Source organism: Agrobacterium tumefaciens (assembly GCF_017726655.1).
Lineage (GTDB): Bacteria > Pseudomonadota > Alphaproteobacteria > Rhizobiales > Rhizobiaceae > Agrobacterium > Agrobacterium tumefaciens_B.
Map to the genome: position 1 here is coordinate 2503968 of NZ_CP072308.1, position 15630 is coordinate 2519597.

Sequence of the window (15630 nt, forward strand, 5' to 3'; positions counted from 1 at the left end):
CATGGCCAATATTTCCATTCGCAACGTCAGCAAGTCCTATGGCGCGCTCAACGTTCTCAGGCCCTTTTCGCTCGAGATCGAGAATGGCGAGTTCGTGGTGCTTGTCGGGCCTTCCGGCTGCGGCAAGTCGACGATGCTGAAAATCCTCGCCGGTCTAGAACCGGCAAGCGAAGGGCAGATTTTCATCGGCGAAAACGAAGTGACGGACCTTGCGCCGGGTGACCGCGACATCGCCATGGTGTTTCAGAACTATGCGCTTTATCCGCACCTGACCGTTCGCCAGAATATCGGCTTTGGCCTTAAGATGCGCGGCACGGACAAGGCCGAGATCGACCGCCGCGTCGATGACGCGGCGCGCATTCTGGAAGTCACCCCATATCTCGACCGCAAGCCCAAGGATCTGTCGGGCGGCCAGCGGCAGCGCGTGGCACTTGGCCGCGCCATCGTGCGCCAGCCGCAGGCCTTCCTGATGGATGAGCCGCTGTCCAACCTCGATGCCAAGCTGCGTGTCCATATGCGGGCCGAAATCGGTGCGTTGCACAAGCGCATCGGCGTCACCACCGTTTATGTGACGCATGATCAGGTGGAGGCGATGACGATGGCGGACCGCGTTGTCATCATGCAGGGCGGCGTCATCCAGCAGATCGCCGCTCCGGACGAGCTTTTCAACAACCCGGCCAATCTTTTCGTTGCCGGGTTCATCGGCTCGCCCGGCATGAATTTCCTCAATGCGGAACTGCGTGACGGCACAGTGACGCTCTTTGGGCAACAGGTTTCCCTGCCGGGAGCGGGCGACCGTCAGGGCAGCGTGATCGTGGGCCTGAGGCCAGAACATCTCGTTCTGGGCGATGCGCCTGTTACCTTCGATGTTCGGCCGACGCTGGTTGAAAGCCTGGGATCGGAAAAATACGTCTATTTCGATGCGGAAGGCGCAAGGGTCGCGGATGGCGAAGAAGGCAAGTCCAAGGGGTTGATCGCGCGCGTCTCGCATACCGGCAGCCTTCCCGGCAATGCGGCGCTCCGGCTCGGTTTCGATCCGGCGCAGCTTTATCTTTTCGATGCAGAGACCGGAGCACGGCTATGATCCTTGTCACCGGATCGTCAGGTCGTGTCGGCCGTGCCGTTGTCGCCGCCTTGCGCGCGCAGGGCCGAACCGTTCGCGGCTTTGATCTCAGACCATCAGGAGCCGGCGGCGAGGAAGTCGTCGGGTCACTTGAGGATGCGCAGGCACTGTCCGACGCCACCAAGGGTGTGAGCGCCGTCCTGCATCTTGGGGCGTTCATGTCCTGGGCTCCGGCTGATCGCGACCGCATGTTTGCCGTCAATGTCGAGGGCACGCGCCTGCTGCTTGACGCGGCCGCGGCGGCTGGTGTGCGGCGGTTCGTTTTCGCCTCAACGGGTGAGGTCTATCCGGAAAATCGCCCGGAATTCCTGCCGGTCACGGAGGACCATCCACTTCGACCCAATTCGCCCTATGGTCTGACCAAGCTTCTGGGCGAAGAGCTGGTGCAGTTTCATCAGCGGGCGGGCCGCATGGAAACGGTGATCCTGCGCTTTTCTCACACTCAGGATGCAACAGAGCTGCTGGACGAAGAGAGTTTCTTTTCCGGCCCCCGGTTTTTCCTGCGGCCGCGCATTCTCCAACAGCAGAATTTCGGAAATACGGCTGTCGCCGAATTGCTCCGGTCCCGCGATATTGGAGAGCCGTCGCATATACTGGCGCGGAATGAAAACGGCCGGCCGTTCCGTATGCACATCACCGATACGCGCGACATGGTGGCAGGCATCCTGCTTGCCCTCGACCATCCCGACGCGGCGGGCGGCATCTTCAATCTCGGCGCGGACGACCCTGCTGACTTCAGCGACGTTTTGCCAAAAATGGCGGTGCTGACCGGACTTCCCATCGTGACAGTCGATTTTCCCGGCGACGGTGTTTATTACCATACATCCAACAAGCGGATCAGAAACACTCTGGGATTTGAACCACAATGGACGATGGACCGGATGCTGGAAGAGGCCGCCGCCGCAAGACGGCAGCGCCTCGCGACGGAGCGGACATAATGAAGCCGGAAACGCCGGGAGGAACGGCGGCGCTCGCCAAAGGGCTGACGCTTCTGGATATGGTAGCGGATGCGCCGGAGCCGCCACGTTTTGCGGAGCTGTTGCGTGCCTCCGGCCTGCCGAAACCGACCTTTGCCCGCATTTTGCGTACCCTCATCGCCTATGGGCTGGTGCGGCAGGACGAGGCACGGGGCACCTATGTGCTTGGTCAACGCTTTCTGGAAATGTCGCATAAGGTCTGGGAGAGTTTCGACCTCGTTTCGGCCGCAACGCCGGAACTCGAGCGGCTCGCGGCTGAGCTGGGCGAAACAGTTGCGTTGTGCCGGCTTGACGGCACGATGACCCAATATCTCGCCGAGCGTTCGCCGAATGGTCTGTCGGTCCGTGTCGAAGTGGGACGTCGTGTTCCCCTGCATTGCACGGCGCCCGGCAAGGCGCTTCTCGCTTTCCAGGACCCTGCCGTCGGCCGCGCACTGCTCGATCGTCTGACGTTCGATGTGCAGACGCCGAAAACCCTCACCACGCTCGACGCGCTTCAGGCGGACCTGACGCTGACACGCGCACGGGGTTATTCGATTTCCTATGAGGAGCATCTGCCGGGCGTCAATTCAGTGGCCGCGCCTGTCATGGGTCGCGACAATACGCCAATGGGGGTGTTGGTTGCGCTCGGTCCCTCGTCGCGGCTCGATACGTCCAACATCCATCCGGCCGGTCGCGAGCTGATCGCCGCCGCGCGCCGCATCACGGGCGCTGCCGGGGCCGTTGCCATCAGCTCCAGGCCGAAACCGCGATCGGCAACGGGCCGTCCGAGCGCCGATTTAAGTTGCATCCTGCCATGGGGCGCGCAACTTGGCGAGAGCCCCGTCTGGCATGAGGGGGAGAACACTCTCTATTGGGTGGACATTCTCCACCCTGCCGTTCATCGCTTCGACCCGGCGACCGGTCGCAACGAAACCTGCGAGACCGGCAAGCTGGTCAGCGCGGTCATTCCGGTTGGCGGCGGCCGTCTGCTGGTGGCATCCCAGGACGGGATTGAGTGGCTTGATTTTCCATCCGGCCGCCTCACGCCCTTTGTCAGCCCTGAGGCGGGTATCGTGGACAACCGCTTGAACGATGCCAAATGCGGGCCCGATGGCGCGATATGGGTCGGATCGATGCGGATCGATGCCTCTAAACCCACCGGTGCGCTTTATCGTATCAATGCCGATGGTGCCTTTGAACGCAAGGAGGGCGGCATCATCGTCTCCAACGGGCTCGGCTGGAGCCCGGATGGGAGAACGTTCTATTTCGTTGATACCGTGCCCGGTCTGATCCACGCCTATGATTGCAACCCTTTGACAGGAGCGCTGTCGAACCGGCGCGAGTTTGCGCGCATCCCCGTCGCCGACGGCCGGCCGGACGGTCTCGCCGTGGATGTGGAAGGCGGCGTCTGGTGTGCCATATGGGACGGCTGGTCGGTGCGTCGCTATCTTCCGAACGGGAAGCTGGATCAGGTGATCGAGATGCCGGTGCCGCGCCCCACGAGCATCGCTTTTGGCGGGCCGGATCTGACGACGCTGTTCATCACCAGCGCCCGCACTCGCCTGCCGGCGTCGACACTCGCTGACGCGCCGCTCTCGGGCGGTCTGTTTTCCTGCCGACCGGGCATTGCCGGCGCGCGCGTTTCCTTGTTTGAGGGCTAAACAATGTCCCTGGAGACTATCTTCGGCCTGAAGGGCCGCACCGCGCTTGTTACGGGATCGAGCCGTGGCATAGGCGCGGCGATCGCCGAAGGGCTCGCCGGTGCGGGCGCACATGTCATCCTGCACGGGGTGAAGCCGGGTTCGACGCTTGCCGTTCAGGAAAAAATCGCTGCAAGCGGCGCCAGCGTGAGCGAACTTGCGGCTGATCTCGCCGAGCCCGGTGCCGGGCATGATCTGATAAGACGCGCCGAAGAGATCGCCCCGGTCGATATCCTTGTCATCAATGCCAGCGCGCAGATCAACGCGCCCTTGGCAGAGCTGACAAACGACGATCTGACGTTTCAGCTTGCGGTCAATCTGGGCTCCACCGTCGACATGCTGCAGGCCGTGCTTCCGCGCATGGCGGCCCGTAAGTGGGGCAGGGTGGTTTCGCTTGGCTCAATCAACCAGCTGCGGCCCAAATCAATTGTCACGGCCTATGCCGCCACCAAAGCGGCGCAGCATAATCTGATCCAGAGTCAGGCACGCGATTACGCCCGCGACAATGTCCTGCTCAACACGCTCGCTCCCGGCCTCGTTGACACGGACCGCAACGCCCATCGTCGTGATGGGGACCCCGAAGGCTGGGCCGAGTATACGCGAACCATCAACTGGATGGGGCGGGCCGCGCATCCGCAGGAAATGGTGGGTGCCGCAATCTTCCTGTCGTCCGAGGCGTGCAGTTTCATGACCGGCGAAAGCATATTTTTGACGGGGGGAGTTTGACGGATTTGGCCTGCGGGGAGGGGTGATGGTGAGCAATGCGATTGCTAACCGGACGCTTCCTCAGCTGCTCGACATGACAAGTCACTGCTGACGGGAGTCATTCACGTGGCTTTGGTTTGGGTGAGCGCATTGTTTTGCCGATGCATGTCGTTCGGCATGGACCGTGCGACTGCTGCCTTCTCCGCGCATCATAAGACGGCAAGCGTTCGTACAAAATCCGCGCTTTGATGGGCGTGGACGCGGGTGAACCGTATCAGCTCATCGAAATGCCGCTGCATCTTTCGGATGGATTCGGCGTTGTTCAGCACGAGATACATTCCGCCGACGAAAATCGCAGCGCGTTGCGATCCGAAGATCGTGTAGGGGACGGAGAACCGTTCCTTCTCATTGAAGAGGAACAAGCGGAAGGACGGATAGAGCTCGTTGATGAGTGTCGACATGTACTGAAGCTGTTCGGCACGGATTTCCTTCTTCAGCCCTCGCCACATGCCGCGGCCCTCAGCGAAGGCTTCGAGTGTTTCGCGTGGCATGCACACTTCCATGTCTGTGCCAGGTTGGCGATTGTAATCGAGCCGGAAGGCCGTCTCGCTCGCCTGCGCCTTGACGCTCTGATGCGCGGATTTTGCCTCGAATGCGATGATCTGCGGTGTTCGGAGAAGGTCGGGAATTCGGGCCGGCACGTATCGTATCTTGGAGCCGGCGGCCTCCGCATGCCATTTCATCAGGAGCGTATCGGTATAATCTTCGCCGCCTTCCTCTATTTCAAAACTTGGACGTAACTCTCCCATCAAGCCCGGATCGTGCGAGATGCCGAGCAACCAGTCCAGCGAGACCGAGTGGCGCTCGGCAATATTCAGGAGCGTTTCGACGCGCGGAAGCCTCGCCGAATCACTGGATAGAAGCTGCGAGAGGGCTGACCGATCGATGCCTATGCCGGCTGCGAAAGCGGAATGACTGACGCCGGCGCGGGTAACGAGATCACTCAGCCTGACGCGAAACAGATTTGACAGAGCGCGTTTGTCCACTAGTCACCTCATTGTTTACAATTGTCATCATATTCTACTTTTCGTGATCAGAATCAACGATTGGTCACCATAATCTCGTTGTGCCATGCGACCTCCGATGAAAATCTCTCGATCAGATTTTGTCGGGGCATGAAATGAGCGAAATTTCCAGGGATGGGCATCTACAATTGATCGGCCGACGCCGGTCGAGGGGTTTGAGAATAGAGTGGCCAACGGTCGGCTTGCTGGTGATCTGCTACGGTCTTTGGGGAGGAGCCGGATACGCTCTCTATCCACATTATCCGCTGCTGGCGTTGGTCTTGATGGGTGTCGCTGTCGCCCTGCATTCATCGCTTCAGCATGAGGTCTTGCACGGGCACCCGACCCGCAACGCAAGGCTTAACGAAGCTCTGGTCTTCGCACCGCTCGGCATTTTTTATCCCTACCGCAGTTACAAGCGGACCCATCTTCAGCACCACGCCGATGAGCGTCTGACCGATCCGTTCGATGATCCGGAAAGCTACTATCGCGCTATGGGCGACTGGGAGAAGCTGCCGGGGTTTCTAAAGACGCTGCTGGGGTGGAACAATACATTGATTGGACGCTTGTTGATCGGACCGCCATTGATGGTGATCGGATTTACGGTATCGGAGTGGCGGAAGATCGCCAAAGGTGACCGGCGTGTCATGTATGCCTGGGCCCTGCATCTAGCCGGACTGGTTCCGACGGTGTTCGTCATATCGCTGCTATTTGGAATTCCCCTCTGGCTCTATATCGGCGTTGCCGCCTACCTCGGGATTTCCATCATCGCTATTCGCTCCTACTGCGAGCACCAATGGGCAGAACGTCCGGACGGGCGCACGATCATCGTTGAAAACTCCATTCTGGCCCCCCTGTTTCTCTATAACAACCTGCATTTCGTGCATCACAAGCTGCCGACTGCCGCATGGTACAGGCTACCATCCCTGTATAAAGCACGCCGCGCCGAGTGGCAGACCATGAATGAGGGGTATGTCTTCGCCAACTATTTCGAGGTTTTCCGCGCCTTTGCCCTGCGTGCAAAGGAGCCCGTGGTACATCCCGCCTTGAGGCGGACCGAGACCGTCGCAATGGCGCCGGCCGTCGCCTATGTGCCAACAGACGTCGTCGCCTACGTCATGTCGGAGAATACACTGAGAACGGATATTGCAACGTGACCCTGATCGCGGCTCTGCCGATGTATGACTGGCCGGAATTGCGTGCCGAGACCGACGCTTTATGGGCGGAAATGCGCGCGACGTTTCGCGCCCATGGCATCGACGCTCCAGAGCGTCTCGTGCGGCGCAATGGAGAGATGCCAGCCGTTCCCGGCGGCATTCGCGGGGATGACGGCTCCATCATCGCGGCGGATCCTGCCACACTGGATCCCGAAATGCTGGATCTCGCGGTCTTGTGGCGTCACCCGAACCTACTGGTCTCCCAGACGTGCTGGGGTCCTATGGAGCTTGGCCTTCAAGATCATGTGGAGGTCATTGGCGAGAGCAATTATGACGGGATTGCAGGGGGTAAGGGTCCATTTTACTCAAGCGCGATCATCGCCCGTATCGGTGAGGGCGGCGGCGATATCGGCCCGTCCGACGATGGCGAGGCAGTTTTGCCGCTGAGCTTTTTCCATCAAAAAAGACTGGCGTTCAACGAGCATCGGTCCCTGTCCGGTTACCTCAGCCTCAAGCGGGATTTGGAGGCTGCTGGCAACAGTCTCGACACGTTCGGCGACCTTCTGGAGACAGGCTCGCATCGCGCGTCGCTCATCGCCGTCGGGCGCGGGGATGCCGATCTAGCCGCGATTGATTGTAAATCCTGGGCGATTGCACAGCGATACGAGCCGGTGGCTTCCCACCTGCACGTCATTGGCTGGACCGCGCGGCGCAAAGGACTGCCTTTCATAGGCGCCAAGGCCCTGGGTGTAAAACTTCCTCTGTAGCGAAGAAGCCAAGAGGGATGCCCGGCCTGCCCGAACTGCCGGCAACGCCGCCATGTTTCAGGATGGCGGCGTGTTCCGTATCATCAGGGAGCGGGCAACCTCGATATCCGCCGATAGCGGTCGATCATCCGCATAGGGCGGAAGATGGGCGCGGAGCAGGCGATGAAGTGCGTCGGTGCCTGCCGCCCTTGCCGCAACGGATGCGACCAGATCATGCGCCTGCGTCGCCGCCATCCATTCAATCGACAGGATATATTCGGCATTATCGATCATCGTGAGAAGTTTGCTGGCGGCGGCGGTCGGATGCGCCAGAAAGTCTTCCTGCAGAGCGGAGGTCAGTCCTCCGTCGGTCGAGGCGGGCGCTGCAAGCCGGCGATTTTCGTTGGAAAGGGCTGCTGCGGTATATTGCGCGATCATGAAACCGGAATGGCTGCCAGGATCGGAGGCGAGAAATGGCGAAAGCCCGCTCACCAGCGGGTTGACGAGCCGGTCGATGCGCCGTTCGCTCATGGCCGCGATTTGCGCAACTGCGATGGCGAGACTATCGGCCGCCTGCCCGAGCGCCGGCGCTACCGCGTGAGCCTGCGACCACACCATCGGCTCGTCGGGGGTCCCGGCGATCGCCGGGTTGTCTGTCACCGAGGCCAGTTCGCGGTTGACAATGGTCGCGCAGCTATCGAAAACATCGCGCGCCGCACCATGGGCGTGGGGAATGGCGCGCAGGCTGAGAGCATCCTGTGTCCGCCTGCCTCGCGACGCTTCGATGAGACCGCTGCCTTCGAGGCGGGAACGGATGGATTCACCGACAGTCGCAATGCCGGGTGACGTGCGTAGCAAGAGCACAGGTTCCGCGAAGGCCGACATCTGTCCGCCAGCGGCTTCAAGCGTCAGTGCGGCTACCGCGTCGGCCCAATCGAAGAGCCGTTCTGCGCGCGCTAGAGCGACACTGGAAAGCCCCGTGGAACAGGCCGTGCCGTTAACAAGGCTGAGACCTTCTTTGGCGCCAAGAACGAGCGGTTCAAGGCCCATGGCCGCCAGGGTGTCGCTGCCGCTCAGCGGTTTGCCGGCGAGCTTAGCCGAACCTTCGCCGATCAGCACGAGTGCGATGTGAGCATTATGGATCAGATAGCCGGCTGACCCTTTTGAGGGAACATCAGGAACGCAGTCGTGCTCCAGAAATTTCGTGAGATAGGCGACGACATCCCTGTGAACACCGGAATGGCCATGGGCGAAGTTGGCGATCTGTGCCGCGATGATCGCGCGCACTTCGGTCCGGCCGAGCAACGGGCCGACGCCGCAGGCGTGGCTGAGAACGATGCTGCGGGAGAGTTTCCCCTGCGCTGCGCGATCGACGACCGTGTCCGACAGGGCGCCAACGCCGGTACTGATGCCATAGGCGCGAACACCGTTCTCAACGATGCTCTCGACAATCCGACTTGCCCTTTCGATCCGCTGATAGGCGTCGTCTGAGAGAACGAGATGATCCCCCTGGCTCACGAGGGCAACGTCGCGCCATGTCAGGCCTTTGTCCAGCAAGACGGTCACAGGTTTTTCTCCGGGGCGGAAGGCAGGACAGGCGAAAGAGGCATTGCAGGTTCCAATGGATGGTCGGGATGCTGGGCCTGACATTTGGGAATGTCAGGTGCTGTAAAGACGGTAGCGGCTTCCGGGATAGAGCAGCCGAACCGACGAGATGACCCCCACTTCGGACCAGGTCCGGCGTCGCACCAAGAGGCAGGGCTCGGCCTTGGAAATTGCCAGCAATTTGCACTCCCACGGCTGCGCCGTAACAGCCTCGATATGTTGTTCAGCCCTGATAATGGGTGCCACTGCAGTGAGATAGCCGTTTGGCGTCCTCGTGTTGAAATCCTGATTGACGTAATCCGGCACGATCTCGTGGTTGACGAAACGATCTTCGATCTGCATCGGAACGGAATCTTCAGCGTGGACGATGATTGAATGTGCGACCGTTGCCCCGACATCGACAGAGAGCGCTTCTGCGAGATCCGTATCGCTTGTCTCCGTGCGAAGCAGAATGATCTTTGCCGAGTGTATGCCGCCATTCTGGGTAATCTCGTCGGCGATGTTGGGAACGCTCTGAAACTGGGACGTCCGCTTTTTGCTGGCGACAAACGAGCCTTTGCCACGGACACGGACCACGAATCCCTCATCCGCAAGCTCGCGCAGGGCACGGTTAGCCGTCATCCGGCTGACCCCAAGCATGTCCACCAATTCATTTTCAGATGGCACGCGCTGGCCGATGGCCCACTCGCCTGTTTCAACACGGCTGCGAACGTAGTCCTTCAGTTTGACGTAAAGCGGCGGGGTAGCAGCTGCTTCGTCCTGCCTGATGTCAACCTGTTGCTTTACCGTGTGCATGGCGTTCCGAGGCGCTGGGGTGTCAAGGCCGCCCGTGTCGGCGCCTGAGTGTAGGGGAAGCGTCTGCGGGTATGGAGCTGCCATACCCGCAGATCAGGTCAGTTCAACTTGTGGGCCGTGAGCCACTCTTCGGCCACCACATCGAAGCTGTCGTGATTGGCAAGGCGACCGTTCATGACGATGAGGTCCTTGGTGGTCAAGGCTGCGGAGACGGCGTCAAGCGTCGTCGTCACGACGTCGTTCACCTTCGGCGTCGCGATGACAGGGACGATGTTCTGGGCTGGGAACAGGTTTTTCACATCTTCCAGAACGATGAGATCATTGGCGGCGATGGCGGGATCGGTCGAGAACAGGTTTGCGGCCTGCACCTGGTCGTTCACCAGCGCGGAGAGCGTCAGAGGACCGCCGACATCGAGCGACTTGAAGGACTTGAACTCCAGGCCATAGATGTCCTTGAGCCCGATTATACCCTCTTTGCGGGTTTTCCATTCGGGTGGACCGCCGAGCACCAGCTCGGAGGCGACTGGGGCCAGATCGGCGATTGTCTTCAGCTTGTATTTCTCGGCGGTCGCGCGTGTCACGGCAACACCGTCCGAGTCCTGCGCCTCAGAGGGTGTGAGCATCGACACGCCCTTTGGCAGAGCGGCCTTGAGCGCAGCCGCCACGTCGGCTGGCGAGTGTGCGGTGGCGTTCTTGTCGAGATAGCTCAGTGTCGCGCCCGCATATTCGGGCAGGAGATCGATCGAGCCGTCGAGCAGGGCGGGGATGTAGACCTCGCGGCTGCCGATGCTCAGTTTCGTCTCGACCTTGATGCCCTTTGCGGCGAGCGCCTTGGCATAAATGGTCGCCAGAAGCTGGCTTTCGGGGAAGTCAGCAGAGCCGACGATAATGGTCGAGGTGTCCGTCCGAGCCGCCGGGGCAGCTCCAAGCGGGTCGGTCTGGGCAAATGATGTGGTCGCCGAAAGCGCCACCAAGGCCAATGCGCCAGCGGCTTTAAAGATCCTGAATGCCATGCAGCTGCTCCTGTTGTTTTTGACTTGGATGAAAATGCGTCTGTCTTTCAGGCATGCCGAGCCTAGTGGCGGCGCGCCAGGCCGGGTGAGATCGTGAGCTTCGAAATAATTCCTATGGTAAGATCGACGGCAAGCGCCAGAACGCCAACGAGCACGGCGCCGGCCGCCATCTGGTAATAATCGTTTTGCGCCCGCCCATCGATAATCAACCGGCCCAGTCCGCCCAACGACACGTAAGCGGCAATGGTTGCAGTCGAGATGATCTGCAATGTTGCACTGCGCAGCCCCGAAAAGATCAGTGGCAACGCACATGGCAGTTCCACGTCGAAAAGAATGTCGAGTGGGCGTTTACCCATGCCGCGCGCTGCATCAACGGCGGCCGGATCAACCGCCGCCACGCCGGCATATGTGCCGTTCATGATCGGCGGCACCGCCAGAAGCACCAGAACGACGATGCTGGGCACGATGAAGGCCATGTCCGACGAAAAGACGGGACCGAACAGGATCACCAGCAGAACGATGAGGCCAAGGCTTGGAAGCGCGCGAAGGGCATTGGCGAGGCCAGCAATGAGAAACACACCCCGTCCGGTATGTCCGACATAAAGGCCGATCGGCAGGCCGATCAGGCAGGCGAAGAATAGCGCAATTGAACTATAGATCAGATGCTGCAGCACAAGCGCCAAAACACCGTCATTGCCCATCCAGTGTGCGGGGTCTGAGAACCAGTCAATCATTTTTCAGCACCTCCTGCCTGCCATGGCGTGAGACGACGCGCAATGAATAGCACAATGGCATCCAGAAGTACCGCCAGAACGATGCACAGGATAATGCCTGCGATGATGGGCGTCAGGAACCGCAGTTGCAGCCCCTGCGTAAACAGCAGGCCAAGCTGGGGCGTGCCCACGAGCGCTGCGACCGACACGATGCTGACATTCGAGACCACCGCCACGCGCAAGCCAGCTGCAATGACGGGAACGGCCAGCGGCAGCTCGACGAAGAGCAAACGTTTGAGCGGCCGGTAACCCATCGCGTTTGCGGCCTGCACGACATCCGGAGACACCGACTGAAGTCCGTCGCTGACGGTGCGCACCAAAAGTGCCAGCGCATATATCGTCAGTGCGACGACGACGTTGAGTGGATCGAGGATGCGTGTGCCCAACACGAGGGGAAGAAGCACGAAGAGCGCGAGCGAGGGAATGGTGTAAAGCAGCCCGGCGGCGCCAAGCATGGTTGAGCGGAAAAAACCTGCCCGTTGCGCGAGCCAGCCGAGCGGCAACGCCAGAATGAGGCCGATCACGACGGGGATGACTGAAAGCCAGATGTGCCAGGCAAACAGTTCGGCGATGCGGCCGGATTCACGGTATAACCAGTCAAATCTCATGATCGCAGGCCCTGACGTGCGTTGCGCGCGGCTTCGATGGCGGACACAACATCAGGCAGGGTGACTGTGCCGACGAGTTCACCCGATGGACCGACAATGACACCGCGGCCGGATGGCGAACTCAGCGCTGCGTCGAGAACATGCCGCAGGCTTCCGCCCTCTACCGCGAGCGTTCCGCTGAGATTGAGATCGCCGTCGCGAACAGGGCCCTTGATGCTCTCACTATCGACCCAGCCGAGTGGGCGGTTTGCGGCATCCGTAATCAGGACCCACCTGTCCGTGGCGTTCTGCCGAAGCGACGCGGGGTCGGTGCCGAGCGGTGCCGTGGGTTCCTTGCCAAGGGCGACACCATTTCTAAACTCGGCAAATCCGAGAATTCGATAACCGCGGTCCCGGCCGATGAAGTCTGCGACGAAATCATCCGCCGGCCGCGCCAGGAGCTCCTGTGGCGTGGCGATCTGTGCCAGCGTGCCGCCGGTGCGCAAAACGGCGACCTGATCGCCAAGCTTCAGGGCCTCGTCGATATCATGCGTCACCATGATGATGGTCTTGCCGATCTCGCGTTGAAGTCTCAGGAACTCATCCTGCAACTGTGCCCGAACGACAGGGTCGACGGCACTAAAAGGCTCGTCCATCAACATGAACTTCGGATCCGACGCCAAAGCGCGGGCAACGCCCACCCGCTGTTGCTGGCCACCGGATAGCTGCCATGGGTAACGATCGGCAAAGGAAGCAGACAGTCCCACGCGCTCCAGCAGATCGTGGGCGATACGGAGCGCCTGCTGCTTGGGGGTGCCGTTCAGGCGCGCCGTGGTGGCAATGTTCTGCACCACCGTTCGGTGGGGAAAAAGACCGGCGTTCTGGATGACGTAACCGATCCGACGCCGCAGCAGGGCGACATCCATCTTGTCCGTCGGCTCGCCATCAAGAAGGATCGACCCGGATGAGGGCGTGATTAGCTGGTTTATCATGCGCAGCGACGTGGTTTTGCCGCAGCCTGACGGGCCAACAAAAATCGTCAGTTTTCCGGTGGGGGCGGTCAGCGACAGATTGTCTACAGCCGTTGTTGCTCCACGATAATGCTTGCTCACCCGATCGAACGTTATCACGCACACAATCCTCTGTAGCCAAGGATATTGGTCACCCTCGAGCATCCCTTGAAGTTGTCTATACAAGCACGAAGCTTTGCATTCCGCAAGCGGGGTGCCTAAAGATTTCGCGTGTCGCGATTGTGATAATTCTTTGAGCGGTTTTTGCGCCGGCGGCCTAGCAAGGATGCTTCTGTAAAAAGCGCCGCGCCGTTCGCGCCAATCTGTCACCGATGATTGCTCCCGCTGCAACCGTCCCGACGGTGCTGGCGATCATCCTTGTCGTCTGCACGCAGTTCCTTAACCGAAAGTTCAGCAAGGGGTTTCCGAAGAAAGCCGTAGCGATTGGAAAGTTCCATCCGAAGTGCTTTTATGGGACGGCCTGTTGCCGAAGCCACTTGGAAACGCTCACGGTAGCGGCATCTCCCCGGGCTTTTTTGGGCACCACAAGATAATATCCAACGTCCGTTTCGACGGGGTCATCAACCACCTGCATCAACTGACCGGAGCGAAGAGCTTCCGCAACGAATATGCGGTTTGCCATTGCAAGTCCCTGGCCGGACGCGGCCGCGTCGATGGCGAGTGCTGCTTGATTGATATGAAGTTCGGCCTTCACTCTCCTCTCGCCGAGCAAATTCCTCCAGACAGCCTGCCCATCGTTCAGCAGAGTGAGATTGCTGATGATATCAAGTGGCAGCGGTAGTGGATATCCCGATACCAGTGCTGGACTCGCCACGACGATCATGTCTGAGAAAAGAAATTCTGCTGCCTGTCCTAGGGGGAATGGGGGTTTTGTCAACCGCACGGCAAGATCGACACCATCCCTTTCAAAATCCGACACTGCATCCGTCGCCAGCACCCGCAGTTCGATATCCGGATGCACGATGGCGAACGAGGGGAGGTTGGGGATCAGACATTTGGATGCAAAGGTCGGAGTGACACTGACGGTCACAATCCGCTTGCGGGACAAAGCGACATCGGTTGCTGCGGTGAGTTGCTCGAAGGCACGATGAACCTCGGAAAAGTAGCCGAGCCCTCTTTCCGTGAGAATGACACCTCGTCTCTGGCGTTGGAAAAGCGGAAATCCGAGCCTTGTTTCCAAGCTGCGAACCTGCTGCGCAACTGCCCCCTGCGTCACACCCAGCTCATCCGCCGCCGCACGGAAACTCAATCGCCGGCCTGCCGCCTCAAAGGCCCGCAACGCATTCAGGGAGGGAAGTGGGCCTTTGGAGCGCATGCAGTGACGATAGAATTCCTATCGTCAGAATACAATAGAAATGATGCCAGACCAGAACAGTTCATACGTAAATATCAGGTGGTTCCTTGGGTATATGCTGCTTTGGCAGAGTGGCCTCTTTCCCTCAACATCATTTATGGCGGTGAGTTTGATCCATGCGCGGAATCTATCTTGTTTTTGCTCTTCTTGGCCTCTTCTGGGGTTCCAATTTTATTTATATGAAATGGGCTGCAGAATTGATCACGCCAGCGCAGATTACGCTGTTGCGAGTCTTTTTCGGTTTTCTGCCGCTTGCTTTCGTCTCTTGGCGAAAGGGTGTAATTCATCGCGATCAGTTGCGGCAGCTACCACATTTTTTGATCATGGCCATGTTTGCGACAGCCTTCTATTATCTCGCGATCGCGGAAGGCACGGCGCTCCTTCCTTCCGGCGTCGCGGGCATTCTCGGAGGGTCGATCTCGCTGTTTACGACGATCGCCACCCTTTTGTTTCTCCGCAACGAAAAGCCGAACGCCATGATGCTGGCTGGTGTCCTCATCGGCTTTGCCGGGATTTCCCTCATCGCGCAGCCTTGGAAGGGAGCGGACAGAACGATCGATCTGATCGGTGTACTGTGGATGGTGGCTGCGACCATAATTCTCGGCGTTTCCTATGTTTATGTTCGCCGTTTTTTATCGCCCCATAATATCCCGCCGCTTGCTCTCGCCACGTGGCAAACCGGCCTTGCGCTGGTCGTTTTGCTGATCGTCGTCGATCGAGCCGGAATGAGCGACATTCTCCAAGACTGGCACGCGGCGGCTGGAGTCGCCGTAGGCCTTGGTGTGCTCGGAACCGGGATGGCTTTCCTGATCTACTATTATCTTCTGCAGGAACTGGGCGCGGTCGCTGCCTCGGGAGCGACCTATATTACGCCCAATGTTGCGCTACTGATCGGCTGGGTCACTGGGGAGAAGGTCGGTGTTCTGGAGATCGCAGCCATTATCCTCGTACTGGGCAGCATCGCGATGCTGCAGATCGGCAGGCAGCTCGCGCGTTGAAGACGCCATAGTACGTTGTA

The 15630-nt window shown here is 59.7% G+C and carries 15 protein-coding genes; 7 read left to right on the forward strand and 8 right to left on the reverse strand.

The annotated features are described in order from the left end of the window. The first annotated feature begins 1 nt into the window (after position 1). The 4 genes from AT6N2_RS12200 to AT6N2_RS12215 are packed head-to-tail and all read left to right on the forward strand — an operon-like array spanning position 2 to position 4508. Positions 2-1084 (forward strand): ABC transporter ATP-binding protein, encoded by a 1083-nt coding sequence (locus AT6N2_RS12200; RefSeq protein ID WP_209087144.1) that lies wholly within the window; start codon positions 2-4, stop codon positions 1082-1084. After that, entirely contained in the window at positions 1081-2061 is a 981-nt protein-coding gene (locus AT6N2_RS12205; protein ID WP_209087151.1) for an NAD-dependent epimerase/dehydratase family protein, read from the forward strand. Before AT6N2_RS12200 ends, AT6N2_RS12205 begins: the two co-directional genes overlap by 4 nt. Further along, positions 2061-3743: an SMP-30/gluconolactonase/LRE family protein gene (locus AT6N2_RS12210; RefSeq protein WP_063948134.1), complete on the forward strand. Its 1683-nt coding sequence runs from the start codon at positions 2061-2063 to the stop codon at positions 3741-3743. Before AT6N2_RS12205 ends, AT6N2_RS12210 begins: the two co-directional genes overlap by 1 nt. 3 nt (positions 3744-3746) lie before the next feature. Then, entirely contained in the window at positions 3747-4508 is a 762-nt protein-coding gene (locus tag AT6N2_RS12215; RefSeq protein ID WP_209087153.1) for an SDR family NAD(P)-dependent oxidoreductase, read from the forward strand. Between the two features lie 188 nt (positions 4509-4696). On the opposite strand, the gene AT6N2_RS12220 is transcribed toward AT6N2_RS12215, so the two are convergent. After that, the gene (locus AT6N2_RS12220; RefSeq protein ID WP_209087155.1) at positions 4697-5533 is read right to left on the reverse strand and encodes a helix-turn-helix domain-containing protein; all 837 of its coding nucleotides are present in this window, start codon (positions 5531-5533) and stop codon (positions 4697-4699) included. A gap of 134 nt (positions 5534-5667) precedes the next feature. Between AT6N2_RS12220 and AT6N2_RS12225 the strand changes: the two genes are divergently transcribed. Together AT6N2_RS12225 and AT6N2_RS12230 are read left to right on the forward strand one after the other, a co-directional pair. Then, a complete protein-coding gene (locus AT6N2_RS12225; protein WP_144576999.1) occupies positions 5668-6708 on the forward strand; it encodes a fatty acid desaturase in 1041 nt (346 codons plus the stop codon). Between the two features lie 20 nt (positions 6709-6728). Beyond that, on the forward strand, positions 6729-7475 hold the full coding sequence (locus tag AT6N2_RS12230; protein WP_144577484.1) for a PhnD/SsuA/transferrin family substrate-binding protein: 747 nt from the start codon (positions 6729-6731) through the stop codon (positions 7473-7475). Positions 7476-7532: 57 nt separating this feature from the next. On the opposite strand, the gene AT6N2_RS12235 is transcribed toward AT6N2_RS12230, so the two are convergent. From AT6N2_RS12235 to AT6N2_RS12265, 7 genes are all read right to left on the reverse strand, one after another. Beyond that, the gene (locus AT6N2_RS12235; protein WP_144577000.1) at positions 7533-9020 is read right to left on the reverse strand and encodes an HAL/PAL/TAL family ammonia-lyase; all 1488 of its coding nucleotides are present in this window, start codon (positions 9018-9020) and stop codon (positions 7533-7535) included. A 93-nt stretch (positions 9021-9113) separates the two neighbouring features. Then, positions 9114-9854, reverse strand: a complete 741-nt coding sequence (hutC, locus tag AT6N2_RS12240; protein WP_144577001.1) for a histidine utilization repressor — start codon at positions 9852-9854, stop codon at positions 9114-9116. Positions 9855-9952: 98 nt separating this feature from the next. Further along, positions 9953-10867 (reverse strand): ABC transporter substrate-binding protein, encoded by a 915-nt coding sequence (locus tag AT6N2_RS12245; RefSeq protein WP_144577002.1) that lies wholly within the window; start codon positions 10865-10867, stop codon positions 9953-9955. Positions 10868-10929: 62 nt separating this feature from the next. Continuing rightward, positions 10930-11601, reverse strand: a complete 672-nt coding sequence (locus AT6N2_RS12250) for an ABC transporter permease (protein WP_144577003.1) — start codon at positions 11599-11601, stop codon at positions 10930-10932. Continuing rightward, complete coding sequence (locus tag AT6N2_RS12255; RefSeq protein WP_063948126.1) at positions 11598-12248, reverse strand: ABC transporter permease; 651 nt, start codon at positions 12246-12248, stop codon at positions 11598-11600. The genes AT6N2_RS12250 and AT6N2_RS12255 overlap by 4 nt, the downstream gene beginning before the upstream one ends. Next, positions 12245-13357: an ABC transporter ATP-binding protein gene (locus tag AT6N2_RS12260; RefSeq protein WP_144577004.1), complete on the reverse strand. Its 1113-nt coding sequence runs from the start codon at positions 13355-13357 to the stop codon at positions 12245-12247. The genes AT6N2_RS12255 and AT6N2_RS12260 overlap by 4 nt, the downstream gene beginning before the upstream one ends. Positions 13358-13706: 349 nt before the next feature. Next, positions 13707-14507: a LysR substrate-binding domain-containing protein gene (locus AT6N2_RS12265; RefSeq protein ID WP_209087157.1), complete on the reverse strand. Its 801-nt coding sequence runs from the start codon at positions 14505-14507 to the stop codon at positions 13707-13709. Positions 14508-14791: 284 nt separating this feature from the next. Here AT6N2_RS12265 and AT6N2_RS12270 point away from each other — a divergent pair, with 284 nt between their 5' ends. Further along, a complete protein-coding gene (locus tag AT6N2_RS12270; protein WP_233282504.1) occupies positions 14792-15610 on the forward strand; it encodes a DMT family transporter in 819 nt (272 codons plus the stop codon). Positions 15611-15630: the final 20 nt, after the last annotated feature.